This window comes from Sphingomonas sp. NFR15, from assembly GCF_900103265.1.
GTDB lineage: Bacteria > Pseudomonadota > Alphaproteobacteria > Sphingomonadales > Sphingomonadaceae > Sphingomonas > Sphingomonas pollutisoli.
On the sequence record NZ_FMWX01000003.1, the window covers coordinates 349,445 to 374,820 of the forward strand.

Sequence of the window (25,376 nt, forward strand, 5' to 3'; positions counted from 1 at the left end):
TAAATCCCGTGCGATACGCGCCGGCCGGTGGGCGAACAGCGCGTTGCTATATGGGTGGAACCTAGACCCGACAGGCAAGAAACACCAGCCAAAGCGGCGCGGGTGCGTCGCGCGGCCGCTTCCAGCACCGCGATTCTCGCGCGCGAATGCCCGGATCAACGATTTCACGGCACTCAGATCGACCTCCAGAGTGGCTAGAAACAATCGCGCAACACGCGTTGACATATTTCAGAGTGCATATATTGATATATGCAATTAAAAATATTGGGAGGTAGAGGATGCGAACTGATCCACGGTTTTGCGCCGGCGTCGCGGTGACGGCGTTGGCTTTCGTCCTGGCGTCCACCGCACAGGCGCAATCGCCGGCGGGGGGTGGCGCAGGCGCGGCGCCGAGCGCCGACGCGCAAGGGGCGCCCGACCCGGCCGCCGATGCCGCGGCGGACATCATCGTCTCGGGCATCCGCGCCAGCCAGCGGCAATCGATCGACATCAAGCGCAACGCGGTCAACTCGGTCGATGCGATCGCGAGCGAGGATCTCGGCAAGATGCCCGATCAGAACGTCGCCGAATCCCTCCAGCGCGTGCCCGGCATCACGATCGATCGCAATCGCGGCGTCGGCAACGGCGTCACGGTGCGCGGGCTGGGGCCGCAGTTCAACACGGTCACGGTCAACGGCCGCGTCATCGCTACCGACACCGCCGGGCGCGAGTTCAACTTCGACATCCTGCCGTCCGAACTGATCGCGGGCGCCAACGTGTTCAAGAGCCCGCAGGCCAACCTCAACGGCGCGAGCATCGGCGCGACGGTCGACATCCACACGCTGCGTCCGCTCGAGCAGCGCACCGGCTTTTACGGTGGCGGATCATTGCGCGCCAACATCGACGAGCTCGGCAACAAGACGACCCCGTCGGGCGCGGCCTATGTGACGTGGAAGAACGCGTCCGGCACCTTGGGCGTCTCGCTCGTCGGCTCGTATGACGAACGCAACGAGCGCACCGACAATTTCTCGGTCGGCGCGAGTTCGTACCCGCGCAGTTTCGACGACGGCTATTATGGTTCGGTCGGCACCAGCGGCGGCGGCCTGTGCGTCGGCGCCGTCACCGCCGGCGGGTGCGCGCCGCGCATCGACACCAGCAAGGTGACGTTGTTCCGCAACGTCGACATGTACCACAACTTCATCAACCAGGTGGAATTCTCGCATCGCAAGCGGATCGGCGTCGACGGGACCGTCCAGTTCAAGCCGACCAGCAACCTGGTCCTCACCCTCGACGGCCTCTATTCACATGATGACGAGCATTATCACGGCTCGGGCATCGCCCCGGATTTCAGCGGCGGCACGCTCGTCAATCAGGTCGTGTCGGGTGGCACGAACACGACCGAGATCGTCGGCGGGCAGAGCCGGACCGTCCATGTCGGCGGAACCGCCACGTCCGAGAGCTTCCGCGACGGCACGGTCGATGTCGTCGTCGAGGACCGGCCGGCCAAATCCACCACCTATCTGTTCGGCTTCAACGCGAAATGGAACAGCGGGCCGTTCACGCTCGCGCTCGATCTCGATACCACCAAGGCGAAGTACGACAATGCGGCGGCGCTGTTCACCACCTCGCGGCTCAAGCACATCGATTACACCTATGACCGCAACACCGGGTCGCCGCTGGCGAGCTTCACGGTCAGCAACCCGAGCTATGCCAACGCCGCGACCGACGTGAACCACCGGCTCGCGCATTACATGGCCTCGGAAGGGCAGAACCTCGAAGATACGATCAACGAGGGGCATCTCGACGGCTCTTATGACGGCGGCGCGATCACCATCTATGGCGGGGTCGGCTATTCGTCGCGCACCAAGAACACGACCGGGTTCACCGAGCCGAACGCCTGCGCCTATTGCGGCAGCGACGTGTCCGTGCCGTCGAGCGTGTTCACGCCGACGACATACAATTTCTTCGATGGCGCGGCGGGCGGCAACACTTCCAACTGGGTCGATTACAACGCGGCCAATCTGTTCCAGACGATGATCGGGCTGAACAGCACCGCCGATCCGGCGCTGCACAGCGGCAATCTGCTGCCGATCGTTCGCGATCCCGCCGCCAGTTCCTCGGTGAAGGAGAAGGTCGCGCTCGGCTATCTGATGGCCGAGTTCAAGGGCGATCTCGGCAGCCTCCCGTTCGCGATCAACACGGGCGTGCGGATCGAGGATACCAATTTCAGTTCCTCGGGCGCGGGGCAGACGGTGCTGAGCGCCAAGCCCAACGGCACCGGCCAGAACGTGATCGTGCTGTCGGGGCTGACCCCGCTCAGCTTCAAGGGCCATTATACCGACATCCTGCCCTCGGTGAACGCGCGGCTCAACATCACGCCGACGCTGATCTTCCGCACCGCCGCGTCACGCGTGATCTCGCGGCCGACGCTCACCGATCTCTCGCCGGCGCAGACGATCACGAGCAATCCGGGCAACGAGCGCATCTCGCGCGGCAACCCCAATCTTCAGCCGTTCCGCGCGTCGCAGGCCGAAGCCGGGCTCGAATGGTATTACAATCCCGATTCGCTGCTGTCGGCGACGTTCTTCTACAAGTCGATCGATTCGTTCATCACGCGCGGAGTCAGCACCCAGCCGGTCGACCAAGTCACGTTCATCATCGACCAACCGGTGAACGGCAAGGGCGCGACCGTGAAGGGCGTCGAACTCAGCTATCGCACCTTGTTCAAGTTCCTGCCCGGCATCCTCAGCGGGTTCGGCACGCAATTGAGCTATACCTACACCGACAGCAACGCGAGTTATACGAACGCGGCGAAAGCCTCGACGTCCTATTCGCTCGCCGGACTTTCGAAGAACTCCTTCACCGCCGTCGCCTTCTACGAGAAGGGGCCGATACAGCTCAGGGCCTCTTATACCCGGCGCGACGGCTATCTCGTCACCCCGCAGACGCAGACCGGCGTTCCCGAATTCAGCGACAGCTACGATCAGCTCGATGCCGGGCTGCAGATCTCGCTGACCAAGAACGTCATCCTGACCGGCAATGCCACCAACCTCACCGATTCGAAGGAGTTCCACTACGCCAACGTGATCGAGAACACCCAGGAATACCGCCGGGTCGGGCGGCGGTACAACGCTGGCGTACGCGTGAAATTCTGACGCGCGGGAAATCCGCCGGCGCGGCTTGCCTCCGCGCCCGCGTTGCGGCACAGACACTGATATATCAAAGAGGAAGTAAGAAATGTCTTCAACGCCGATCGTCGCGTATCGTCTCACGCGTCTCGCTTTCGAGCGCGACCGGACGATCGGTGACTCGCAGGTCCGCGCCACCACCGCGCAGCTCGTCGCGGTCGAGTTGATCGACGCGAAGGGGAATGTCGGCCTCGGCTTCGCGCAGTCGCTGTTCACGTCGCTGCCCGATGCGGGGGAGATCGACCGCATCTTCGCGGCGGAAGCCTGGCCCGCGCTCGAAGGGCGGCATCCCGCGGCGCTCGCGCTGGCGGTCACCCGCGTGCGCGGCGGCAACGCGCGGCGGATGGGGCTGCCGTTCGAGGAATCGCTCCAGCACGCGATCTGGGATCTGTTCGCCAAACAGTCCGGGCTGCCGCTGTGGCGGATGCTCGGCGCGCAGCGCGGCGCGGTGGGCGTCTATGCGAGCGGGCTAGATTACCATCTGTCGGACCATGATTTCACCGAATTGTTCGGCAACGCCCGCGAGCGCGGTTTCCTCGGCTATAAAATCAAGGTCGGTCATCCCGATCTCGAACGCGATCTCCACCGGCTCGATCTGCTGCGCAAGGCGGTCGGCACCGATCGCCCGGTGATGATCGACGCGAACGAGGCGTGGACGGCGCAGGAGACGATCCAGGCGGTTCGGCTGTTCGAACGCGCCGGGCACAGCATCTATTGGCTGGAAGACCCGATTCCGCGCGACGATATCGACGGGCTCAAGATGCTGCGGCATCTCGGCATCAGCCGGATCAACGCGGGCGAATATCTCGACCTCACCGGCAAGCGCAAACTGATCGAGGCGCGCGCCTGCGACATGCTCAACGTCCACGGGCAAGTGTCGGACGTGATGCGCGCCGGCTGGCTCGCCAACGAGGCGAACGTCGAGGTGACGCTCGGCAACACCTTCCTCGAACTGGGGGTCAACATGGCGCTGGCGCTGCCGGGGGTGCGGTGGCTCGAATACAGCTTCCAGAATTTCGACCATCTCGTCGACGAACCCTATGCGATGGCCGACGGCCTGATCCACGGCCGCGAGGCGCCGGGGCATGGCCTCGTGCTGTCCGATGCGGCGCGCGCGAACGGCGGCGCGCTCCCGCATGTGACGAGCGCGGCGGCGTGACCGCACAGGCCGGGATCGAGGCGGAACCGCTCGCGGTTCCCGTCGGCGGGGGCGGCAAGTGGCGGCTGATCGTCAGCCTGGGCGTGGTCTTCTTCGTGCTGCTCACGCTCTACGCGTCGATTCTCGGCGTGCTGCTGCCCAACCAGATCGAGAATCTCGATCCCGCCGGCAAGATGGCGACGCTCGGCGTGGTCTATGCGATCACGTCGGTGTTCAGCACCATCACCACGCCGGTATCGGGCGCGCTGTCCGACCGGACGCGGTCACGCTTCGGCAGGCGCACGCCGTGGATCGTGCTCGGCGGCGTGATCGGGGGCGTGGCGACGATCCTGATCCCGTTCGGCGGCGGCATCGTCGGCGTCACCGCCTTGTGGCTGGTGGCGACGGTGAGCCTCAATTCGATGCAGCCGTCGATCACGACGATCGTCGCCGATCGCTTCCGCCCGACCGAGCGCGGCATGGTATCGGGCGTGGTCGGCGCGAGCATGACGGCGGGCGTTTCGGCGGGCACGATCTTCGGCGGGCTGCTCGCCGCGCACCTGTTCGTCGCCTATGCGATCGTCGGCGGAGCGATCATCGTCGCGTGCCTCGCCTTTGTCGCGCTCAATCCCGAGCCGCCGCTGCCCGCGACGCTCAGCGCGCCAGCGCCGTTCCGGATCGCGACGTTCCTGCGCGGGTTCTGGATCGATCCGCGCGCCAATCCCGATTTCGCCTGGGCGCTGCTCGGGCGTTTCTCGATCTACATGGGCTATCAGGCGATCCTCACCTATCTGCTCTACATCCTCGAAGGGCATATCGGCCTGACCCAGAGCGCCGCCAATCTGACGATCGCGCGCATGTCCTCGGTGACGTTCGTCGCGCTGGTCGTGTCGGGGTTGCTGTCGGGCTGGCTGTCGGACCGATTGGGGCGGCTCAAGCCGCTGGTGTTCATCGCCGGGCTCGTGATGGCGCTGGCGGAGATCGCGCCGCTGCTCTCGCCCGATCTGCGCGGGATGTTCCTCTATGCCGGGCTGATCGGGATTGGCTACGGTGCCTTCATGTCGGTCGATCTCGCCTTGATGACGCACGTGCTGCCGCCCGCCAGCCCCGGCGAGGATTCGACCGGCAAGGATCTCGGCATCCTGACGACGGCGATCAACGTGCCGCAGATCCTCAGCCCGGTGATGGCGGCGGCTTTGCTGCACGCGACCGGCAACAATTACCCGCTGCTGTTCGTCGTCTCGGCCCTGTTCGTGGTGGTCGGCGCCTGTCTCGTCCTGCCGATCCGGTCGGTGCGATGATGCGGCTGATCGACGCCCACCAGCATTTCTGGTCGCTCGCGACCGTTGGCCACGAATGGCCGACCGCCGCCGAGGCCGACATCCACCGTGACTTCGGCCCCGACGATCTGGTGACGGCGGCGGCCGGCCTGCCGCTCACCGGCAGCGTGCTCGTCCAGTCGCAGCCGACCGACACGGATACCGACTGGATGCTGGCGCTGGCGGAGCGCACACCGCTCGTCCAGGCGGTGGTCGGCTGGGTCGATCTGGCGCACGCGCAAGCGCCCGAGCGCATCCTCGCGCTGGCCGAGCGGCCCAAGCTGCGCGGGCTGCGGCCGATGCTGCAATCGATCGCCGACACCGACTGGCTGTTACAGGACGCGCTCGTCCCCGCGCTGGAGGCGATGCGGACGGCGGGGCTGCGGCTCGACGCGCTGGTGCAGCCGCGCCACTTGCCGATGCTCGCACGTTTCGCGGAGCGTTGGCCCGACCTTCCGATCGTGATCGACCATGCCGCCAAGCCCTATGCCGCCACCGCGACGCTCGATCCGTGGCGAGACGACATCGCGGCGCTGGCGAGCCTCGGCTTGCACTGCAAAATGTCCGGGTTGCGGACCGAGCAGGCGCCTGGCCAGCCGGCCGAAGACCTCATGCCCTATGTCGAGCATCTCGTGCGCGCGTTCGGCGCGCGGCTGATGTGGGGCAGCGACTGGCCGGTGCTGCTGCTCTCGGGCGACGCCTATCGGCACTGGCACGACGATGCGCTGCGTCTCGCGGCGCAGGCCGGGGCCGATCTTGAGCGGCTGTTCGAGGGCGCCGCGATCGATTTCTATGCTTTGGAGACTGCGGATGCGGCATAATCGGTTTCTGGTCGTCGCTTCGCTGACGATCGCCGCCGCGCCCGTCGCGGCGCAGGTCCAGCCTTCGCCCGATATTCCGACCTATGTGCCGCCCGTGGCCAGCAAGGAGCATACGGCGGGCGCCATCCACATCTCGCGCCGTCCCGATCCGGTGCCGGTCGTCGTGTCGGTGTCGCCGCAGGGGTCGGACGAGGGCGACGGCAGCGCGGCGCACCCCTTCGCCACCTTCGCGCGCGCGCAGGCGGCGGTGCGCCGCTTCAACGCCGACCATGACGTGACGGTGCGGGTGGCGGACGGTGTCTATCGCCTCACCGCGCCGTTGCGCTTCACCGCCGCCGATGGCGGGCAGGGGGGCTATACGGTGCGCTGGGAGGCGGCGCCGGGTGCGCATCCGATCCTCTCGGGCGGTACCCCCGTCACCGGTTGGACACTCGCGGACGCCAGGCGCGGCATCTGGGTGGCGGACATCCCGCGCGGGATCGATCCGCGCCAATTGTGGGTGGGCGGGCACATGGCCCCGCGTGCGGCGGTGCGCGCGCCGCGCAGCGCATTCCGCTTCGACAAGACCGGCATCGAGATCACCGACCCGAAGTGGCGTTCGCTGGCGAAGCTGCCCGACCAGAGCCGGATCGAGGTCGAGGCGACCGGCTGGTTCACCGATCGTCACGCGATGGTCGAGCGGATCGAGGGCGACCGCATCGTGATGCAGCAGCCGGGCTGGCGCAACAATCTGGTCGGCTATGATACGTTCGCGCGGTCGGTCCGGGGCGACAATGCCGGGCTGTTCTTCGTCAATTCGCTGAGCTTCCTGCGCGAGTCCGGGCAATATTATGCCGATCCGACCGCCGGAAAACTCTACTACAAGCCGGCGGCGGGTGAGGACATGAGGCGGCTGGAGGTGGTACTGCCGCGCCTCGAACTGCTGCTGTCGATCGCCGGCAGCTATGACGAGACGATCAAGGATCTCCAGTTTCGGGGTTTGAGCTTCCGCCACACCAGTTGGCTGCTGCCGTCGGGGCCGGAAGGCTATGCCAGCCAGCAGAGCGGTTCGTTCCTCGCCGGCGACTGGGCCGGCTATCCGGGCGATCCGATCCGCGACTGTTCGTGGGGATGCTGGCCGTTCGAGGCGATGCGCAACCGCTGGCGCCAGCAGCCGGCGGCGGTGCAGGTCGCGGCGGCGACGCGGATCGTGTTCGATCACGACGAGTTCACGCAGCTCGGCCAGATCGCGCTCGGCATCGGCAACAACCCGGATGCCAACGACAGCGGCATCGGCCTGGGCACCAGCGCGATCGACGTGCGCCGCTCGCGCTTCACCGATCTCGCCGGCGGGGCGATCATGGTGGGCGGGGTGCGGCCCGACGCGCATCATCCCTCGCGCCCCGAGATGAGCGTGCGCGACATCCTCATCAGCAACAATCTGGTGCGCACCGTCTCGCAGCATTACCGCGAGCAGGCGGCGATCCTCGTCACCTATGCGAGCGGGGCGGTCGTGTGGCACAACGACGTCTCGGGCGCGCCCTACGACGGGATCGACATCGGCTGGGGCTGGGGCGCGAACGATCCCGGCGGGAGTGCGGCCTATCTCACCGCCAATCGCGGCTATTACAACCAGCCCGGCAATCTGATGTACGACACGCCGACGACGCTGCGCGACAGCGTCGTGGTCGGCAACCGCGTGCATGACGTGAAGCAATGGTTCCCCGACGGCGGCGCGATCTACCATCTCTCTGCCGATCCCGGCGCGCTGATCGCGGAGAATTACATCTATGATGTGAAGGACGGCATCGCGATGTATCTGGACGAGGGCTCGCGCTACGTCACGCTGCGCAACAACGTGATCGGCAATGTCGGCGTGTGGCTCAACATGAACTCGCAGCTCGATATCGCGCCGCGCCGCACCGCGATGGACAACACCGCGATCGGCAACTGGCATGATTCCGGGCGGCGCACCGGCGCGTGGACCCCCTATGTCAACAACCGCGACATCGACAATCTTGCAGTCGCGCCGGGCGCCTGGCCGGACGCGGCCAAGGACGTGATCGCGCGCGCGGGCATCGAACCCGAAAAACCCTGAGCGCATCGCCCAGCATTGCTGAAGGAAGGTCAATCCATGCCACGTCTCGCCGGAAAGCGCATACTCGTCACCGGAGCCGCGCAGGGGATCGGCCGCGCCATCGCGGAGCTGTTCGTGGGCGAGGGCGCGTCGGTGATCGCGCTCGACCTCAAGGCCGAGGCGCTGGCGACGCTGGCCGGCTGCGACACGCGCGTCGCCGATCTGCTCGATCCGGCCGCGGTCGCGCAGGCGGGGGAGGCGGCGGGTACGCTCGATGCGCTGGTCAATTGCGCGGGCTATGTCGATGCCGGCGATCTGCTCAGCGTCACCGAACGCGGCCTCGATCTGTCGTTCGATCTCAACGTCCGCGCGACGATCCGCATGACGCAGGCGGTGCTGCCGGCGATGCTGGCGGCGGGGCGCGGCGCGATCGTCAACATCGCCTCGGTCGCCGGCGCGATGATCGGCGTGCCCAACCGGCTCGCCTATTGCGCTTCGAAGGGCGCGGTGGTCGGGCTGACCCGCTCGATCGCGCTCGACTATGTCGGCCAGGGCATCCGCTGCAACGCGATCTGCCCGGGCACGGTGCAGTCGCCCTCGCTCGACGAGCGGCTCGCCGCGACGGGGGACGCCGAAGCGGCGCGTGCCGCCTTCATCGCGCGCCAGCCGATGGGACGGATCGGCACCGCTGAGGAGATCGCGCAGCTCGCGCTGTATCTCGCCAGCGACGAGAGCGGGTATATCACCGGCAGCGCGATCGCGATCGACGGCGGCTGGACGATGGCGTGAGTGCGCTCGCATGACCATCATCGCGGCGATAGACGATTTCCGCGAAGCCGCGCGGCGGCGGTTGCCGCGCTTCCTGTTCGACTATGCCGATGGCGGCGCGGGTGCCGAGCATACGATGCGCCGCAACGTCGCCGATCTCGCCGGCATCGCGCTGCGCCAGCGCGTGTTGCAGGATGTGGCGAACGTCGATCTGTCGGCCGAATGGTTCGGCCGCCGCATGCCGCTGCCGGTCGCGCTCGGGCCGATCGGGATCGGCGGCATGTTCCGCCGGCGCGGCGAGGTGCAGGCGGCGCGGGCGGCGGCGCGGCACGGCATACCTTTTACGCTTTCCACCGTCGCGATCTGCCCGCTCGCCGAACTGCGCGCGGGCGCGCCCGACGTGAACCTGTGGTTCCAGCTCTATGTCGTGCGCGATCGCGGCTTCATGCGCGATCTGATCGCGGTCGCCAAGGCGCAGGGCGCGACCACGCTCGTCTTCACGGTCGACATGCCGACGCCGGGCATCCGCCACCGCGATCTCCATTCGGGCATGTCGGGCGCGAACGGGCCGATGCGACGGGTCGCGCAGACCTTCGGCAAGCCCGGCTGGGCGTGGGACGTCGGCCTGCGCGGGCGGCCGCACCAGCTCGGCAATCTCGTGCCGGTGCTGGGCGAGGACAGCGGCATGAACGATTACATCGGCTGGCTGGCCGCCAATTTCGATCCCGGCATCCGCTGGAAGGATCTCGACTGGCTGCGCGATGCTTGGGACGGCCCGCTCGTCATCAAGGGCATCCTCGATCCCGACGATGCGCGCGACGCGGCGGCGTACGGCGCGCAGGGGCTGGTCGTGTCCAACCACGGCGGGCGGCAGCTCGACGGCGTGCTGTCGACCGCGCGCGCGCTGCCGGCGATCGCCGACGCGGTGGGCGACCGGATGACGATCCTCGCCGATGGCGGTATCCGCTCGGGGCTCGACGTGGTTCGCATGCTCGCGCTCGGCGCGCGCGGCGTGTTGCTCGGCCGCGCCTGGCTATGGGCGCTCGCCGCCCAGGGCGAAGCGGGGGTCGACCGCATGCTGTCGATGCTTGAAAAGGAAATGCGCGTGGTCATGACGCTGGCCGGCTGCAACCGCGCCGACGCGCTCGACCGCACGATCCTCGCCGATTACCCCTCCGATCCGATCAGAAGGACTATGATATGAAACTTTGCCGATTTGGCCCGGCCGGCGCCGAGCAGCCGGGTATCGTCGATGCCGACGGCCGCATCCGCGACCTTTCAGGCGTGGTCGCCGACATCGACGCCACGGTCCTGTCCGCCGAGGGCCTCGCGCGGCTGCGCGCGGTGGAGATCGAGACGCTGCCGCTCGCCGCCGAGGGCGCGCGCTACGGGGTGCCGGTCACCGGCACGCGCAAGTTCATCGCGATCGGGCTGAATTATGCCGATCACGCCGCCGAATCGAACCTGCCGATCCCGTCCGAGCCGGTGGTGTTCAACAAATGGGTGAACTGCCTCCAGGGGCCGAACGACCCCATCACGATCCCGCGCGATTCGACCAAGACCGATTGGGAGGTCGAACTCGGCGTCGTCATCGGCACCGCCGCGCATGATATCGACGAGGCCGAGGCGCTCGCGCATGTCGCCGGCTATTGCGTCGTCAACGACGTGTCGGAGCGGGAATGGCAGACCGAGCGCGGCCCGACCTGGGACAAGGGCAAGGGCTTCCCGACCTTCGGCCCGGTCGGCCCGTGGCTGGTGACGGCCGACGAGGTGGGCGATCCGCAGGCGCTCGGGCTCTGGCTCGAGGTGAATGGCGAGCGTCTCCAGAACGGCACCACGGCGACGATGATCTTCACGGTCGCGCAGATCGTCGCCTATTGCTCGCGCTTCATGACGCTGGAGCCGGGCGACATCATCACCACCGGCACCCCGCCGGGCGTGGGGCTGGGGCAGAAGCCGGAGCCCTGGTATCTGAAGGCGGGTGACACGATCCGCCTCGGGATCGACGGCCTGGGCGAGCAGCGCCAGACCTGCGTCGCGGCGGCACCACGGCGCTGACGGCGGCGTGCGGGTGCCCGTCCGACGGGTGCCCGCGCGATTCCCGGTCTTAGCGTTCGCCGATTCGGTACTTCTCCAGACAACATTCTTGATGCCGATCAAGCCTTCCACCGCGTTCGGCGCACGTCTCACCCATTACAAATTGCCAAGCCCGGAGGTCTGAGCTTCGTTCTCGCACCCCAACCTTCGCGTAGAGGTGCGTATATGCTTTCAATGCCTTCGAAGACTTCAGCCGCCGCCATGATCCTGCTCGGGTCGGTCGGCCTCGGCGGTTGCGCCACCAAGGGTTATGTGAACAGCCAGATCGCCACCGTCAATTCGCGGATCGACGGCATCGACGGGCGGCTTCATACCGTCGAAGGCACCGCTGGCCAGGCACTCACGCAGGCGCAGGCGGCCGCTGGGCAGGCACAGCAGAACGGCCAGCGGATCGACCAGCTTCAGGGCCGCGTCGACGGGCTCGACCAGCAGATCCAGCAACAGCAGCAGCGGCGCCAGCGCAGGCCGCGCGGCTGATCGCGGTAAGCCATTAATTACAGTTGCATTCGCGAACGGCTCTGTTGAACAAGGCTATCATGTTCACAGGGTCGTTTCGTATCGTTCGCCGCATGGGCTTGCTTCCTGCGGTGCTGCTCGGAATGTCGGTGTCGCCGGTCCTGGCGGCACCGACCACTCCACACAAACCCGCGCCCGCGGTGAAAAAGGCTCCCGCCAAGGGCAAGGCCCCGGCAAAGGGCGCTGTCGCCAAGGGCAAGGCCAAGCCTTCGGCCGCGGCGAAGCGCAAGGCCACCGCCAAGGCCGGCGAATCGCGCCCGGCGCCGACGATCACCCCTTCCGATTCGGTCGGCCGCGTGCTCGGCTGGATCGCGGCGGAACATGACAATGGTTCGCTCCCCTATATCGTGATCGACAAGCAGGCGGCGATGCTGTTCCTGTTCCGGGCGAACGGCGAGGTGATCGGGCAGACGCCGGTGCTGCTCGGCATGGGCGTGGGCGACGATTCCTCCCCCGGCGTCGGTGCCAAGAACCTGTCCCAGATCGGCCCGGCCGAACGGACCACGCCGGCGGGCCGCTTCGTCGCCAAGTTCGGCAAGGCGTTCGGCCATACGCAGGTGCTGTGGGTCGATTATGCCAATTCGGTCGCGCTCCACGCGGTCATCACCACCAACAAGAAGGAGCACCGCGTCGCGCGGCTGCTCTCGCCCACGCCCGACGACAACCGCATCAGCTTCGGCTGCATCAACGTCGGCACGAGCTTCTACACCAAGCACGTACGCCCGCTGTTCCAGAAGGCCGGCGGCGTCGTCTATATCCTGCCCGACACAAAGCCGCTCGACGATGTCTTCCCCCGCGTCCGGCTGCTGCCCTATCTGAGTGGCGAGCGGACCGAATAGGCCGCGACGTGGCCGCGCAACCGCCTTCGGGAACTGACAGCCCGGCCATGCCCGATCGGCGTATCGGCGCGTGAGCATCCCGCGATCACCGCTGCGCGTCGTGACGGCGACGGTGCTGGCGGCGCTGTTCGTCTATGCGCTGGTGTCGCTGCCGGGGTTCGGAGCGCGTTGGGGCTGGTCCGCGGGCGGGGTGTTGCTGTTCGGGGCTTGGGCCGGCGCGGCGGCGGCGGGGGTGCGCGCGCTCACGCGGCGGCCGGGACCGGCGAGCCTGATCGGCATGGCGCTCGTCATCGCCGCCCTGCGGTTCGGGTCCGCGACCCTCGCCGATGGGCGCATCTCGCCGGGCGATCCGCACGCCTATGTCGAGCTGGCGCGCAACCTCGTGCTGCACGGCGATTTCGGCGTCTATGAAAGCTATCTGAATCTCTATTGCCGCGCTTTCTACCCGCCGCTCTATCCGTTGCTGCTGGCCGGATGGGGCGCGGTGCTGGGCTTCTCGACCGGCTCGCTGCTGGCGTTCGGCACGCTGATCGACGGCGCGGCGGCGATGCTGATCGCGCTGCTCGGCGCGCGGCTCGGCAGCGGCGCGGCCGGGTGCCGCGCGGCGTGGCTGTATCTGATCTGGCCCTCCGTCGTCCTCTCCGCGCCGCTCGCCGCCAAGGAAGGCTTTTGCGCGCTGCTGGTGCTCGCGATTGCGCTGGCGTGGCTGGGGGAGGGGAAAGGCTGGCGCGCGGCGATCGTGCTCGGCGGCCTCGCGGGGTTGCTCGCGCTGACGCAGCCGGGGCAGGCGCCGCTCGCCGCGCTGATCGGACTGATGCTCGCGCGGCGGATCGGCATCAGGAGCGTGATCCGGCGAGGGCTGATGGCGCTGCCGGTGGCGGTGCTGGTGATGTTGCCGTGGTGGGCGCGCAACTGGCTGGTGTTCGGGATGTTCGTGCCGCTGACCAGCGCGGGGGGCTTGAGCCTGTGGGTCGGCAACAATGCGCAGGCGACCGGCAACTGGATCGAATATCCGCCCGGCTTGCGCGACCTGCCCGAGATCATCGTCGGCAAGCGCGCCGCCGCGCTGGCGGTCGACTGGATCAGGAGCGATCCGGCGGGCTTCGTGCGCCTCACGCTCACCAAGTTCGTGCGCGCCTGCGGGGTGAGCATCTTCGGCGTGGTACGGCTGGAGGCGATGAGCCCGACGATCGGGCGCACGCTCGCGGCGGTGCTCTGGCCGGTCTCGCATCTCAGCCATGCCGCGCTGCTCGCGCTCGCCGCGTGGCGCGCCGGATCGCGCGCGGTGCCGGGTGCGCTGCTGCTGTTGATCGCGGCATGCGCGCTCCAGCTCGCGCTGTTCGGCGTGTGGTTCGAATTCGGCGAGCGCCACCGCGATTTCGTGACGCCGTTCCTGCTTCTGCTGTTGTGCTGGCCGATCGGGCAGACGGCGGTTGGAAAAGCCGCGCCCACGCCCTAGCTTGGGCCGGTGAGCAGAGCCGACGTCACCGCCAGACTCGCCGACGGTGTCGCGTCGGTGCCCGCCGCCGATTGGGATGCGTGCGCGGGCGAGGACAATCCCTTTCTCAGCCACGCCTTCCTGTCGATCCTCGAGGACTCGGGCAGCGCGACCGCGCGCACCGGCTGGCAGCCGGTGCCGGTGCTGGTCGAAGGCGGTGACGGCACGCCGGTCGCGATCGCACCCGCTTACGCGAAGAGCCACAGCCAGGGCGAATATGTCTTCGATCACGCCTGGGCCGATGCCTATGGCCGCGCCGGCGGCGACTATTACCCCAAGCTCCAGATCGCGGTGCCCTTCACCCCCGCGCCGGGGCCACGGCTGTTGCTGCGCGATCCGGCGCACGCGCCCGCGCTGATCGCCGCGCTCGAAGCCGTCACCGATCAGCACGGCCTCTCCTCCGCGCACGCGACCTTCGTCGCCCCCGACCAGGTGCCGCTGTTCGAGGCGGCGGGCTGGCTGATCCGCGAGGGCACGCAGTTCCACTGGCGCAACGAGGGCTATGCGAGCTTCGACGATTTCCTCGGCGCGCTTTCCAGCCGCAAGCGCAAGGCGATCCGCAAGGAGCGCGCCGGCGCGCTCGAAGGCGGCATCACCGTCCGCCATCTGACCGGGGGCGACCTCACCGAAGCGGCGTGGGATGCGTTCTGGACCTTCTATCAGGACACCGGCTCGCGCAAATGGGGGCGGCCCTATCTCACCCGCCGCTTCTTCTCGCTGCTGGGGGAGCGGATGGGGAACAAGGTGCTGCTGATGCTCGCGGAGCGCGGCGGCCGGCCGATCGCGGGCGCGCTCAACCTGATCGGCGCGGACACGCTGTACGGGCGCTATTGGGGCTGTACCGAGGAGGTGCCGTTCCTTCACTTCGAACTCTGCTATTATCAGGCGATCGACGCGGCCATCGCGCTCGGCAAGACCGTGGTCGAGGCGGGCGCGCAGGGCGAGCACAAGCTCGCGCGCGGCTATGCGCCGGTGCCGACCTGGTCGGCGCATTACATCCCCGACCCCAATTTCCGTCGCGCCGTCGCCGATTTCCTGGTGCGCGAACGGGCGGCGGTGGAGAGCGATCAGGAGTCTCTGGCGGAGCTTACGCCGTTTCGGAAGGCGTGACGCTCCGCCCCGCCACCTCCGATCCGTTCGTGCCGAGCGAAGTCCAGGCACGCGCCGGGAGCGCGGTGCCCGTGGCACGCACTTCGACAAGCTCAGTGCGAACGGTGTATCGTGGCGCCGTCAAGACCGCTCGTGCGGAGCGTGGAGGCCGAAAGGGCTGGTCGGGTGATGTCGGCCCAGCGCATCGCCCCCCGTTCGTGCCGGGTGTGAGGCCGAAAGGGCTGGCCGGGTGATGTCAGCTTAGCGCACTCCCCCGTTCGTGCCGAGCGAAGTCGAGGCACTTGCTCTCTCGTCCGTCCCTCGACTTCGCTCGGGACGAACGGTGTCTACGCCTCGATTCCCATTTGCCACAGCACGAAGGCATGTTCCTCCGCTGCCTCGCGCAAGCTCTCGAACCGGCCCGATTTGCCGCCGTGTCCGGCGCCCATGTTGGTCTTGAGGAACAGGATATTGTCGTCGGTCTTAGTGGCGCGCAGCTTGGCGGCCCATTTGGCCGGTTCCCAATAGGTCACGCGCGGATCGTTGAGGCCGCCCGAGATGAACAACGGCGGATAGGCGTGCGCGCCGACTTGGTCGTAGGGCGAATAGCTGCGGATCAGCTCGAACGCGGCCTTGTCCTCGATCGGGTTGCCCCATTCGGGCCATTCTCCGGGCGTCAGTGGCAGGTCGGCGTCGAGCATCGTGTTGAGCACATCGACGAACGGCACGTCGGCGATCACCGCGCCCCACAATTCGGGATCGGAATTGACCACCGCGCCCATCAGCTCGCCGCCCGCCGAGCGGCCGGCGATCGCGATCTTGCCAGCGCTGGTCCAGCCTTGCGCGATCAAGCCCTTCGCGACATCGACGAAATCGTTGAACGTGTTGGTGCGCTTTTCGAGCTTGCCGTCGTGATACCATTGCTGGCCGAGATCGTCGCCGCCGCGAATGTGGGCGATCGCATACGCGAAGCCGCGATCGAGCAGCGACAGCCGCCCGGTCGAGAATCCGGGCGGGATCGCGTGGCCATAGGCGCCATAGGCATACAGGTAGAGCGGCGCCGAGCCGTCCTTCACGAAGTCCTTGGGATAGACGATCGACACCGGCACCTCGGTGCCGTCGCGCGCGGTGATCTTGAGCCGTTCGGTGCGGTATTTGCCCGCGTCATAGCCCGAGGGGATTTCCTGCACCTTGAGCACGGTCATCTCGCCGGTCGCGACGTCGTAATCATAGACGGTGCCCGGCGTGACCATCGATTCATAGCCGAGCCGCAGCACGTCCATCGCATATTCGGGATTGTCGCCGAGGCCGGCGTCATAGCTCGCCTCGGGGAAGACGATGCGCTGCGGCGCGATGGTCGGATCGTAGCGGTGGATTTCGACCTGATCGAGCCCGTCCTCGCGGCCATCGACGATGAAGAAATCGCGGAAGCACGACACGCCGGTCATATAGAAATGCGCGGAGGGGGCGATCCGCTCCCGCCATTCGCCGGGCGCGTCGATCGAGGCGGTGCAGAGCCGCCACATTGGATCGGCATCGTTGGTGTGGATGAACAGCGTGCCGTCATGCTCGTCGACATCATATTCGCGCCCCGGCTGGCGCGCCGAGACGAGCAGCGGCTTAGCCAGCGGATCATGCGCGGGGAGCAGATAGACTTCGCTCGTCACATGATCGCCGGTCGCGATGATGATCCAGTTGCGCGCGCTCGTCTCCGAAATGCCGACGCGGTAGCCTTCGTCGGCCTCGCGGAACAGTTCGATATCGTCGGCAGGATCGGTGCCGAGCCAATGCAGCCGGGCGTTGTCGGTGCGCCATTGCTCGTTGGCGAGGCCGTAGAGGAAGCCTTTGTCGTCGGCGGTCCAGACGATCTCGGACAGCGTGCCCGGGATAACGTCGGGCAGATGCTCGCCGGTTTCGAGGTTCTTGACGCGCAGCTCGAACCGCTCCGAACCGGTGTCGTCGATCGCGTAGGCGAGCAGCTTGCCGTCGTTGCTCACCGACAGCGTGCCGAGCCGGAAATATTCCTTGCCCTGCGCCAGCGCCGGCTCGTCGAGGATGAGCTGGTCGTCGCCGCCCGCGACGGGCTTGCGCCACCATTTGCGATATTCGCCGCCGGTCTCGAACGCGGTCCAGTACAGCCAGTCGCCGTCCTTCTGCGGCACCGAGGATTCGTCCTCCTTGATGCGCGCCTTCATCTCTTCGTAGAGCCGGTCGACCAGCGGGCGGTGCGGCGCCATCATGCTCTCGAAATAGGCGTTTTCCGCCTCAAGATAGGCGAGCACGTCGGGGTCGGTCACCTCGGGATAGCCCGCGTCCTTGAGCCACGCATAGGGGTCTTCGATGGTGATGCCGTGCGTCGTGAAGCTGTGCGGGCGGCGCGCCGCGATCGGCGGCTTGGGTGTCTCGGTCATGTGCGCAGACCTAGGGTGCGGGCGGGCCGGCGGCAATGGCCCCCACGGGAAGCGGGCGAAAGCCCTCGCGTCGCCGTGCGCCCGCGCATACACTATGCGTTTCCGCACGCCATCCGCAGGACCGCTTCATGTCGACCTATTCCGCCCGCCTCGCCGCCCTTCGCGACCAGCTTGCCCGCGACCGGCTCGACGGCTTCGTCGTGCCGCTCACCGACGAGCACATGAGCGAATATGTCGGTGACTATGCGCAGCGGCTCGCCTGGCTGACCGGTTTCCAGGGCTCGGCGGGGACGGCGGTGGTGCTGCCGCAGGAGGCGGCAATCTTCACCGACGGGCGCTACACGCTGCAGGTGCGCGAACAGGTCTCTGCGGAGGACTGGCAGTTCGTGGGCGTGCCGGCGACCAGCGTCGCCGAATGGCTTGGCACGCATGCCGCCGAGGGCGGGCGGATCGGCTATGACCCGTGGCTGCACACCAGCGCCTGGGTCGCCGAGGCGGGCCGCGCGCTCGCCGAGCGTGGCGCCACGCTGGTGCCGGTCGATACCAATCCGGTCGATGCGGTCTGGCCCGATCGCCCCGCGCCCTCCGACGCGCGGCTGGTCGTGCAGGACGACGCGGTCGCCGGGGCATCCTCGGCGGAGAAGCGCGCGGCGATCGCCGACTGGCTCGCCGAGCGCAAGGCCGACGCGGTGGTGCTGAGCGCGCTCGATTCGATCGCCTGGGCGCTCAACGTGCGCGGCCGCGATGTCGAGCACACCCCGGTCGCGCTCGCGTATGCGATCGTCGATGCCGATGGCACCGCCGAGCTGTTCGTCGCCCCCGAGAAGATCGACGATGCGGTGCGCCAGCATCTCGGCAACGCGGTGCGGCTGCGCGACCGCGCCGATTTCGCGGGGACGCTGGCGGGCTTCGCGGGCAAGCGCGTCGCCGCCGATCCCGAGCGGGCGGTGGCGGCGATCTTCGATTCGCTCGCGGCGGGCGGGGCGACCGTGTTGCCGCTGCGCGATCCGGCCGTGCTGGCGAAGGCGATCAAGAACCCGACCGAGATCGCCGGCCACCGCGCGGCATCGGCACGCGACGGGGCGGCGCTGGCGCGGTTCCTGCGCTGGGCTGAGACGGCATTGCCGGCGGGCGGCGAGACCGAGCTTTCGGCGGCGGCGAAGCTACAGGCGTTCCGCGAGGCCACCGGCGTGTGGCTCGACAGTTCGTTCGACACGATCTCGGCGACCGGCGCGCACGGCGCCAGCCCGCATTACAAGGTGACCGAGCAGTCGAACGCGCCGATCACGCCGGGGCAGCTCTACCTCGTCGATTCAGGCGGGCAATATCGCGACGGCACCACCGACGTGACTCGGGTGATCCCGGTCGGCACGCCCACCGAGGAGATGCGCGACCGCTTCACCCGCGTACTGAAAGGCCATATCGCGCTCGCCACCGCGATCTTCCCGCCGGGCACCACCGGCGGCCAGCTCGACGGCTTCGCGCGCCGCCCGCTGTGGGAGGCAGGGCTCGACTACGCGCATGGCACCGGCCACGGCGTCGGCGCCTATCTGTCGGTGCATGAGGGGCCGCAACGGATCGCGCAGCCTTTCTATCCCGGCGGCGGCCCGTCCGAGCCGCTGCGCGCGGGCATGATCCTCTCCAATGAGCCAGGCTATTACAAGGCGGGCGAATACGGCATCCGCATCGAGAACCTGATCCTGGTCGAGCCGCGTGAGATCGCCGGGTGCGAGCAGGCGATGCTCGGCTTCGAGACGCTCACCTTCGTGCCCATCGAGCGCGCGCTGATCGTCGCCGAGATGCTCAGCCCGGCCGAGCGGGCGTGGCTCGATGCCTATCACGCGCGGGTGCTCGCGGTGCTCGCGCCGCAGATGGACGAGGCGGAGCGGGCGTGGCTGGCCGCGAAATGCGCGCCTATCGGCTAGGCACGTCTTCGCGCGGCGCGGGCGCGGCCGATTCGCCGCCCCGCGCGCGCGCCTTGCGGCGGCGCAGATTCTCGCGCAGCGCCGCCGCGAGCCGCTCTTCGCGCGTTTCCTTGCTCTCACTCATCGCATCAGCCTTGACAACGTCGTCCGCCTCGTCTCTTACGCCCGCTCCGCGATAACCGGAAATGCTGCCGTAGCTCAGTGGTAGAGCGCATCCTTGGTAAGGCTGAGGTCGTGAGTTCAATCCTCACCGGCAGCACCATTTCTTGATCCGGTCGTCGCGGATCACGCGAACGCCTTGAAGTCCCGCTTCACCGCCTTCGCGGCGGCGCGCGCGTGATCGCGCAGCCAGTCGGCGTCGCGGCGTGCGGCGTCGGCGCGCACCGCGGCGAGCCGCGCGAGGTCGCCCGCATGGCAGGTCGCGATCTCGCGACCCATCAGCCGCAGCATCTCCGCCGACATCAGCACCGCGCCCGCATCGCTCGCCTCGATCTTGCGGCTGTTGGGGGACAGCCGCCGCACCACCAGCCCAGCATCGACACGGTAATGCGGATCGACCGCGCGCGTTTCGGCATGGGCGATCGTACCGGCGCGGATCGTCGCGTCGGTGCCGGGGCCGAACGCCGCCCACGCCGGGGGCAGGATCGCCTTCACCTCACGCACCACCGGGCCGCCCAGCCAGGTGATCTGCGCGGCGTAGCGCGGCTTGCCGAGGCTGCCGGTGCCGGCGGTACGGGCGAAGATCGGCAAAGCCTCACCGGCATCCGGTGTCACTTGCGCGAACGCCGCCGCCAGCGCCGCATGGAAGCGCGCGGGCGCCGCCGCGCCGGCCGCGCGCGCCTTGGCGCCCGGCGCGAGCTTGCGCCACCATTCGGTGCGCTCGGTCTCGGGCAGCATGATCTCGCGGCGCAGCCAGCGATGTTCGCGCTCGAGGATCAGCGGCCGCGGCTTGGCGAGCCCGGCGCGATAGCCATCCCACACCGCGTCGCAGATATCCTCCGCCGATTCCCCGCCCGCCAGCAGCGCCGACGCGGCGAGGCGGACGATGTCGAGCGGCCACGGCATCACCGCCGCGTCGTCGAAATCGTTCGCGCCCCACACCAGCCGGCCCTCGCCATCGCGCCACGTCCCGAAATTCTCGAGATGCGTGTCGCCGATCGCGAGCACCGGCGCCGCGTCGGCGAGGTCGGGGCGGATCGACAGGATCGTCTCGGCCCAGCGCCAGTAGGTTGCGCGCAGGAAAACGAAGGCGGTCTTCGCCATCTTCGCGCGCTTGCGCACAAGATCCTTCTCGACGACCTCGTAGCCGAGCTGTTCGCGCAGCCAGCCTTCGTAGCCCCGGACCGAATCGTGGATGTCGCTCATCCGCCGATCCTAGGCCCGGCGCGGCGGTTCACGCCATCACGTTGCGCCCACGCGAGACCTTGGCGGTGTGGCCGATGCTCGAGGCGGTCGCATGCGCCTTGATCGTATCGACCATGATCCATTCGTTGGTCGCGCTGTCGGGCGTGAGCGTCAGCGCCATATAGCCGCGCCGGCTGGTATCGCACCATTTGAGTTCGCGGTTGCTCGCAACGAGCGCCGCGGCGACCGTCTTGGGGTCGATGCTCATCTGCGATTCGTAGCCGGGCGAGGTGACGCTGTGCCCGGCGAATTCGACGCCGGCGGCCGTGCCGTCCTGCGCGAGATCATAGGCCCAGGCATTGTGGCTGTCGCCCGAGAGGACGAGCAGATTGGCGCCCATCGTCTGCGCCGAGCGCAGGAATCGCGCCCGCGCCGCCGGATAGCCGCCCCAATTGTCATAGTTGAACGGCAGGCCGAGCTTCGCCGCCGCGATGCCCGCGGTCACATAGGCGCGGGCCCGCGCCGGGCCGGTCGGCGAGACCCAGCTCGCCGCGATCTCGGGCATCACCGTCTGGCCGAGGATCGTGCCGAAGCCGACCACCTGCCAGCGCTGCCCTTGCTTGACCGAACCGCGCATCGCATGCGCCAGCCAGCTTTCCTGCTGCGAGCCCATCATCGTCTTGGCCGGGTCCATCCACGCGCCGTCCCGGAACGCCTTGAGCGCCGCGATCGGATCGGCCTGCGCGAACAGCGGCGCGATATCGGGCTGGCGGGTGCGCGCGAGCAGCCGCGTCTCGGTGCGGAACAGCGTGGCGAGAGCGCCGATGTCATAGGCCTTCCACGGCTCGTCCGAGACCGGCATCCACTCGCGATACGCCTGGATCGACGCGATCTTGCGCAGCGTCCAATCGCCTTCGTTCGCCTGATGGTTCTCGGCGCCGCCCTCCCAGCTATCGTTCGACGATTCGTGATCGTCCCACTGCACGATCATCGGCTGGAGCTGGTGGAGCCGCTGGAGATCGGGGTCGCTGCGATAGCTGGCATAGCGCAGCCGATAGTCGGTGAGGTGGATCAGCTCGCTCGCCGGCTCGGGCACGCGCCCGCCGACCGCCTCGGCCGGGGTCGGATAATGGTTGCGGTCATATTCGTAGAGATAGTCGCCGAGATGGACGACGAGATCGAGATCGTCGCGCGCGGCGGCATGGCCATAAGCGTTGAAATAGCCATAGGGCATGTTCGAGCAGGAGAAGATCGCGGCGCGGAAGCTGCGCACCGGCCCTTCCGGCAGCGTCCGCGTCCGGCCGACGGGTGAGAAGCTGCCGTCGGGCGCGATGAAGCGATAGTGATAGGTCGTGCCGGGCTTCAGCCCGTCGAGCGTGATCTTTGCGGTATGGTCGCGCCACGGCCCGGTGATCTGCGCGCCGCTCGCGATCACGCGCGCGAAGTCGGGCGTCTCGGCGATCTCGGCGCGCAATTCGACCGCGTCGCCGCTCGCGGGCACATAGCGCGTCCAGAGCAGCATCGAATCGGAGGCCGGCTCGCCGCTCGCCACCGCGTGGGTGAAGCCGCGCCCGTTGGTCACGTTCGGCGTCTCCGCGAAGCCCGGCACCGCGAACGCCCCCAGCCCGAGCGAGCCGGTCAGCAGGAAGGAACGACGGTCGAGACGGGGGGTGTGAACGGTCATGGCGGCAAGATCCTTGTGGCGGTGCGCCTGCTGTGCCGCCGGGTTGTTTCGCGGTCGTGACACGCTAGAGCCTCGCGCGATGAAGCTTCCGGTTCGCGGCGTGTCCGCCTGGTCCGCACTGGCCGTCCTCCTCGCGCTGCTCGCGCTGTCGCGGCCGCTCGACCATGACGAAAGCCAATATGTCGCGGCGGCGTGGCTGAGCGCGCGGGGACGGCTGCCGTATCTCGACTATCTCTATCTTCAGGCGCCGCTCCAGCCGCTGCTGTTCGCGCCGCTGGCGGGGATCGCGGGCGCCTGGGCCTGGCCGGCGCTGCGGATCGTCAACGCGCTGCTTGGGGTGATAGCGCTTGCCGGCGTGTACCGGGCGGGCCGGCTCGCGGGGGTGGGCTCGCGCGCCGCGATCACCGCGACGGCGCTGTTCGGCTGCTGCGACATCCTGCTGTTCAGCATCGGCACCGCGCGCAACGACGCTCTGCCGCTCGCGCTGTTCGCCGCCGCGCTGCCCGCGCTGGTGCGTGCGAGCCTGGGCCGCGCGACGCCCGGATCGGCGCTGCTCGCCGGGCTGCTGCTCGCGGGCGCGGCGGCGGCGAAAGTGTCCTATGCGGTGCCTGCGCTCGCTTATGGTGTGCTGGCGCTCGCCGACCGGCGGCACCGGCCGTTCCTGGTCGCGCTCGGGGCGGCGCCGGCGGCGCTGCTGGTCGGCTGGTTCTACCGCGACGATCCGGCTGCGTTCGGCTTCGGTGTGCTCGGCTTCCCGACCCGCGCGCCGGCGGAATATTATGTCGCGGACGGGCGCGCGTGGAAGCTCGGCCCGCTCGCCAAGCTCGTCGACACGCTCAAGTTCCTCGCGCTCGGCCCCGCGCTGGTGGCGATCGTCGCGGTCGCGCGCGAGCGCAGGCGCGACCCGACTCGCTTGCTGCTCGACGCGCTGCTGCTCGCCGCGTTCGTCGCGGCGCTGATGCCCGCGCCGACCTGGCGGCAATATCTCGCGCCGGTGCTGCCGCCGCTGTTCGTGCGCTTCGCGCTGGCGATCGAAGCGCGCCCGCCTGGGCGGATCGCGCGGCGGCTGACCGGTGTGTTCGTGATCGCGGGCGTGGCGCCGAGCCTCATCGCGCTCGCCGGCGCCCGGTCAGGCGTGCCGATGATCGCGGCGATGCGCCAGTCGGCGGCGATCGGCGCGGCGCTCGACCGCGCGGGCGTTGCCGGCCCGGTCGTCACGCTCTCGCCGCAGTTCCTGCCCGGCGCCGGGTATGCGGTCGATCCGCGCTTCGCCGCCGGGCCGTTCTATTTCCGCAGCCATGCGCTGCTCACGCCTGCACAGGAGCCTGCGCTGCACGCGGTGTCGGGCGACCGGCTCGCCGCGCTCGGCAGGCCGGGCGCGATCCTGCTCGGCGGAGAGGGCGCGTGGACCAGCGGCGACGCCGGGCTCGAGCGTCCGCTGGAGACGTGGGCGCGGGCGCACGGCTACCGCGCGCAAGCCGTGCCGGGCGGCCGCTTCCGGCTTTATATCACGCCGCGTTGAGTCGCTTGCCCTCGCGCTTGGCGCGGACCAGGCCCTCGTAATAGGCCATCAGGTCGATCGTATGCTCGCGGTCGCTGCGGACCTTGCCGGCGGCGACATGCGCGGCGCGGCGCAGCAGCTTCTGGTCGCGCGCGAACAGCCGGGCGATCGCCAGCGCCGCCGAGCCGGCGTCGCGCGCGGTGTAGAGTTCGGACGAGCGCGGATCGGCGACTTCGGCGCAGCCGCCGGTATCGGGCACGATCAGCGGCAGGCCCGCCGCCATCGCCTCGGATGCGACCAGCCCGAACGGCTCGGCCTCGGAGCCGTGGATTAGCGCGTCGCAGCTCGCCAGGATCCGCGCCAGCCGCTCGCGGTCATAGACCGGGCGGAACAGGCGGATATGCGGGCTGCCCGCGACGCGCTTCTCGATCTTCTGCGTCTCGACACCCGCGCCGAGCAGGATCAGCCCGACCGGCAGGTCCGCGCCCGCGCGCTCGACCGCGTCGATCACCAGCCGCCAGCGCTTCTCGGGATGGTGCCGCCCGAGCCCGAGCAGCAGATGCCCGTGCGGCGGCAGTCCGCACTGGGCGAGCAAAGCGGCGCGCAGCCGCTCGTCGCGCAGATCGGGCGAGAAATGGCCGATCTCGATGCCGAGCGGCATCGACGCGTCGATCCGCACGCCGCGCGCCTTCAGCCGCTTCTCGAGCGCGGGGCCGTTGGTGACGACCGCGTCGAAATGGTCGAGGAAGCCGGTCATGTACCGGCTGTACCACAGGAACGCGCGCTCGATCCGCTCGACCGGCGCGAGATGCTCGAACCAGCGCAGCGCATAAGCGGCGACATTGTCGTTGTGCATGAAGAAGGTCTTCACCGCATCGCCCTGCCACTTGCCGACCACCCAGGGCGGACGCCACGGCGACGAGGTTTCGACCAGATCGGGCTGGAGCTGGTCGAGCGCATGGGTGATCGGCGCGGGATCCCAGAACAGGCCGTAATTGCGATCGAACGGCAGCCGCCCGGCCTTGATGTAGACCACGCGCCCCCCGCCGGGCCGCTCCTCGATCTCGTTCTTCTGCCCCGGCGCGATCACGATCAGCTCGTGACCGAGATCCGCCATGATCCCCATCTTGCGGTCGATATAGGTGCGAACGCCGCCGCCGGTGGGCGAGTAGAACTCATTGACGTCGACGATCCGCATGCGCG

Annotated in this window: 19 protein-coding genes and 1 tRNA gene; 15 read left to right on the top strand and 5 right to left on the bottom strand. The window is 68.5% G+C overall.

Annotated elements, in window-relative coordinates; all coding sequences use genetic code 11:
* Window positions 1-278 precede the first annotated feature (278 nt).
* The 12 genes from BLS81_RS09675 (at window position 279) to BLS81_RS09730 (ending at window position 15,329) form a co-directional block, all read left to right on the top strand.
* Window positions 279-3,134, top strand: a complete 2,856-nt coding sequence (locus tag BLS81_RS09675) for a TonB-dependent receptor (protein WP_093223401.1) — start codon at window positions 279-281, stop codon at window positions 3,132-3,134.
* Between the two features lie 82 nt (window positions 3,135-3,216).
* A complete protein-coding gene (locus BLS81_RS09680; protein WP_093223402.1) occupies window positions 3,217-4,326 on the top strand; it encodes an enolase C-terminal domain-like protein in 1,110 nt (369 codons plus the stop codon).
* The gene (locus tag BLS81_RS09685) at window positions 4,323-5,606 is read left to right on the top strand and encodes an MFS transporter (protein ID WP_093223404.1); all 1,284 of its coding nucleotides are present in this window, start codon (window positions 4,323-4,325) and stop codon (window positions 5,604-5,606) included. Before BLS81_RS09680 ends, BLS81_RS09685 begins: the two co-directional genes overlap by 4 nt.
* Window positions 5,603-6,445, top strand: coding sequence for an amidohydrolase family protein (locus BLS81_RS09690; RefSeq protein WP_256326165.1), 843 nt, complete (start codon window positions 5,603-5,605; stop codon window positions 6,443-6,445). The genes BLS81_RS09685 and BLS81_RS09690 overlap by 4 nt, the downstream gene beginning before the upstream one ends.
* Entirely contained in the window at window positions 6,435-8,522 is a 2,088-nt protein-coding gene (locus tag BLS81_RS09695) for a right-handed parallel beta-helix repeat-containing protein (RefSeq protein WP_093223407.1), read from the top strand. The genes BLS81_RS09690 and BLS81_RS09695 overlap by 11 nt, the downstream gene beginning before the upstream one ends.
* A gap of 36 nt (window positions 8,523-8,558) precedes the next feature.
* On the top strand, window positions 8,559-9,290 hold the full coding sequence (locus BLS81_RS09700; RefSeq protein ID WP_093223408.1) for an SDR family oxidoreductase: 732 nt from the start codon (window positions 8,559-8,561) through the stop codon (window positions 9,288-9,290).
* A 10-nt stretch (window positions 9,291-9,300) separates the two neighbouring features.
* On the top strand, window positions 9,301-10,473 hold the full coding sequence (gene lldD / locus BLS81_RS09705; protein WP_093223410.1) for an FMN-dependent L-lactate dehydrogenase LldD: 1,173 nt from the start codon (window positions 9,301-9,303) through the stop codon (window positions 10,471-10,473).
* Window positions 10,470-11,327: a fumarylacetoacetate hydrolase family protein gene (locus tag BLS81_RS09710; protein ID WP_093223411.1), complete on the top strand. Its 858-nt coding sequence runs from the start codon at window positions 10,470-10,472 to the stop codon at window positions 11,325-11,327. The genes lldD and BLS81_RS09710 overlap by 4 nt, the downstream gene beginning before the upstream one ends.
* A gap of 240 nt (window positions 11,328-11,567) precedes the next feature.
* Window positions 11,568-11,843 (top strand): hypothetical protein, encoded by a 276-nt coding sequence (locus BLS81_RS09715; protein WP_093223413.1) that lies wholly within the window; start codon window positions 11,568-11,570, stop codon window positions 11,841-11,843.
* Between the two features lie 92 nt (window positions 11,844-11,935).
* On the top strand, window positions 11,936-12,721 hold the full coding sequence (locus BLS81_RS09720; protein WP_256326166.1) for a hypothetical protein: 786 nt from the start codon (window positions 11,936-11,938) through the stop codon (window positions 12,719-12,721).
* A 70-nt stretch (window positions 12,722-12,791) separates the two neighbouring features.
* Window positions 12,792-14,180: a glycosyltransferase gene (locus BLS81_RS09725; protein ID WP_093223414.1), complete on the top strand. Its 1,389-nt coding sequence runs from the start codon at window positions 12,792-12,794 to the stop codon at window positions 14,178-14,180.
* 9 nt (window positions 14,181-14,189) lie between these two features.
* Window positions 14,190-15,329: a GNAT family N-acetyltransferase gene (locus BLS81_RS09730; RefSeq protein ID WP_093223416.1), complete on the top strand. Its 1,140-nt coding sequence runs from the start codon at window positions 14,190-14,192 to the stop codon at window positions 15,327-15,329.
* A gap of 326 nt (window positions 15,330-15,655) precedes the next feature.
* Here the strand turns inward: BLS81_RS09730 and BLS81_RS09735 are convergent, their stop codons facing one another.
* The gene (locus BLS81_RS09735; protein WP_093223417.1) at window positions 15,656-17,719 is read right to left on the bottom strand and encodes a S9 family peptidase; all 2,064 of its coding nucleotides are present in this window, start codon (window positions 17,717-17,719) and stop codon (window positions 15,656-15,658) included.
* A 128-nt stretch (window positions 17,720-17,847) separates the two neighbouring features.
* Between BLS81_RS09735 and BLS81_RS09740 the strand changes: the two genes are divergently transcribed.
* A complete protein-coding gene (locus BLS81_RS09740) occupies window positions 17,848-19,644 on the top strand; it encodes an aminopeptidase P family protein (protein WP_093223419.1) in 1,797 nt (598 codons plus the stop codon).
* Here BLS81_RS09740 and BLS81_RS21065 read toward each other — a convergent pair.
* Entirely contained in the window at window positions 19,634-19,768 is a 135-nt protein-coding gene (locus BLS81_RS21065) for a hypothetical protein (RefSeq protein WP_256326167.1), read from the bottom strand. The genes BLS81_RS09740 and BLS81_RS21065 overlap by 11 nt on opposite strands.
* 63 nt (window positions 19,769-19,831) lie before the next feature.
* Between BLS81_RS21065 and BLS81_RS09745 the strand changes: the two genes are divergently transcribed.
* Window positions 19,832-19,906: transfer RNA gene (locus tag BLS81_RS09745), tRNA-Thr, on the top strand.
* Between the two features lie 23 nt (window positions 19,907-19,929).
* Here the strand turns inward: BLS81_RS09745 and BLS81_RS09750 are convergent.
* Window positions 19,930-21,009 carry a DUF2252 family protein gene (locus BLS81_RS09750; RefSeq protein WP_093223420.1) on the bottom strand — a complete coding sequence of 360 codons (1,080 nt, stop codon included), beginning with the start codon at window positions 21,007-21,009 and terminating at the stop codon, window positions 19,930-19,932.
* Between the two features lie 28 nt (window positions 21,010-21,037).
* On the bottom strand, window positions 21,038-22,672 hold the full coding sequence (locus BLS81_RS09755; protein WP_093223422.1) for an alkaline phosphatase D family protein: 1,635 nt from the start codon (window positions 22,670-22,672) through the stop codon (window positions 21,038-21,040).
* A gap of 79 nt (window positions 22,673-22,751) precedes the next feature.
* Here BLS81_RS09755 and BLS81_RS09760 point away from each other — a divergent pair, with 79 nt between their 5' ends.
* Window positions 22,752-24,194 (top strand): DUF2029 domain-containing protein, encoded by a 1,443-nt coding sequence (locus BLS81_RS09760; protein WP_093223423.1) that lies wholly within the window; start codon window positions 22,752-22,754, stop codon window positions 24,192-24,194.
* Here BLS81_RS09760 and BLS81_RS09765 read toward each other — a convergent pair.
* Entirely contained in the window at window positions 24,181-25,371 is a 1,191-nt protein-coding gene (locus BLS81_RS09765; RefSeq protein WP_093223425.1) for a glycosyltransferase, read from the bottom strand. The two genes, BLS81_RS09760 and BLS81_RS09765, sit on opposite strands and share 14 nt — an antisense overlap.
* Window positions 25,372-25,376: the final 5 nt, after the last annotated feature.

Excerpts from the sequence above, each read along its gene's own strand:
- BLS81_RS09675 (WP_093223401.1), top strand. The coding sequence starts at position 279 with ATGCGAACTGATCCACGGTTTTGCGCCGGCGTCGCGGTGACGGCGTTG.
- BLS81_RS09680 (WP_093223402.1), top strand. The coding sequence starts at position 3,217 with ATGTCTTCAACGCCGATCGTCGCGTATCGTCTCACGCGTCTCGCTTTC.
- BLS81_RS09690 (WP_256326165.1), top strand. The coding sequence starts at position 5,603 with ATGATGCGGCTGATCGACGCCCACCAGCATTTCTGGTCGCTCGCGACC.
- BLS81_RS09695 (WP_093223407.1), top strand. The coding sequence starts at position 6,435 with ATGCGGCATAATCGGTTTCTGGTCGTCGCTTCGCTGACGATCGCCGCC.
- BLS81_RS09700 (WP_093223408.1), top strand. The coding sequence starts at position 8,559 with ATGCCACGTCTCGCCGGAAAGCGCATACTCGTCACCGGAGCCGCGCAG.
- lldD (WP_093223410.1), top strand. The coding sequence starts at position 9,301 with ATGACCATCATCGCGGCGATAGACGATTTCCGCGAAGCCGCGCGGCGG.
- BLS81_RS09710 (WP_093223411.1), top strand. The coding sequence starts at position 10,470 with ATGAAACTTTGCCGATTTGGCCCGGCCGGCGCCGAGCAGCCGGGTATC.
- BLS81_RS09715 (WP_093223413.1), top strand. The coding sequence starts at position 11,568 with ATGATCCTGCTCGGGTCGGTCGGCCTCGGCGGTTGCGCCACCAAGGGT.
- BLS81_RS09720 (WP_256326166.1), top strand. The coding sequence starts at position 11,936 with ATGGGCTTGCTTCCTGCGGTGCTGCTCGGAATGTCGGTGTCGCCGGTC.
- BLS81_RS09735 (WP_093223417.1), bottom strand. The coding sequence starts at position 17,719 with ATGACCGAGACACCCAAGCCGCCGATCGCGGCGCGCCGCCCGCACAGC.
- BLS81_RS09740 (WP_093223419.1), top strand. The coding sequence starts at position 17,848 with ATGTCGACCTATTCCGCCCGCCTCGCCGCCCTTCGCGACCAGCTTGCC.
- BLS81_RS21065 (WP_256326167.1), bottom strand. The coding sequence starts at position 19,768 with ATGAGTGAGAGCAAGGAAACGCGCGAAGAGCGGCTCGCGGCGGCGCTG.
- BLS81_RS09750 (WP_093223420.1), bottom strand. The coding sequence starts at position 21,009 with ATGAGCGACATCCACGATTCGGTCCGGGGCTACGAAGGCTGGCTGCGC.
- BLS81_RS09755 (WP_093223422.1), bottom strand. The coding sequence starts at position 22,672 with ATGACCGTTCACACCCCCCGTCTCGACCGTCGTTCCTTCCTGCTGACC.
- BLS81_RS09760 (WP_093223423.1), top strand. The coding sequence starts at position 22,752 with ATGAAGCTTCCGGTTCGCGGCGTGTCCGCCTGGTCCGCACTGGCCGTC.
- BLS81_RS09765 (WP_093223425.1), bottom strand. The coding sequence starts at position 25,371 with ATGCGGATCGTCGACGTCAATGAGTTCTACTCGCCCACCGGCGGCGGC.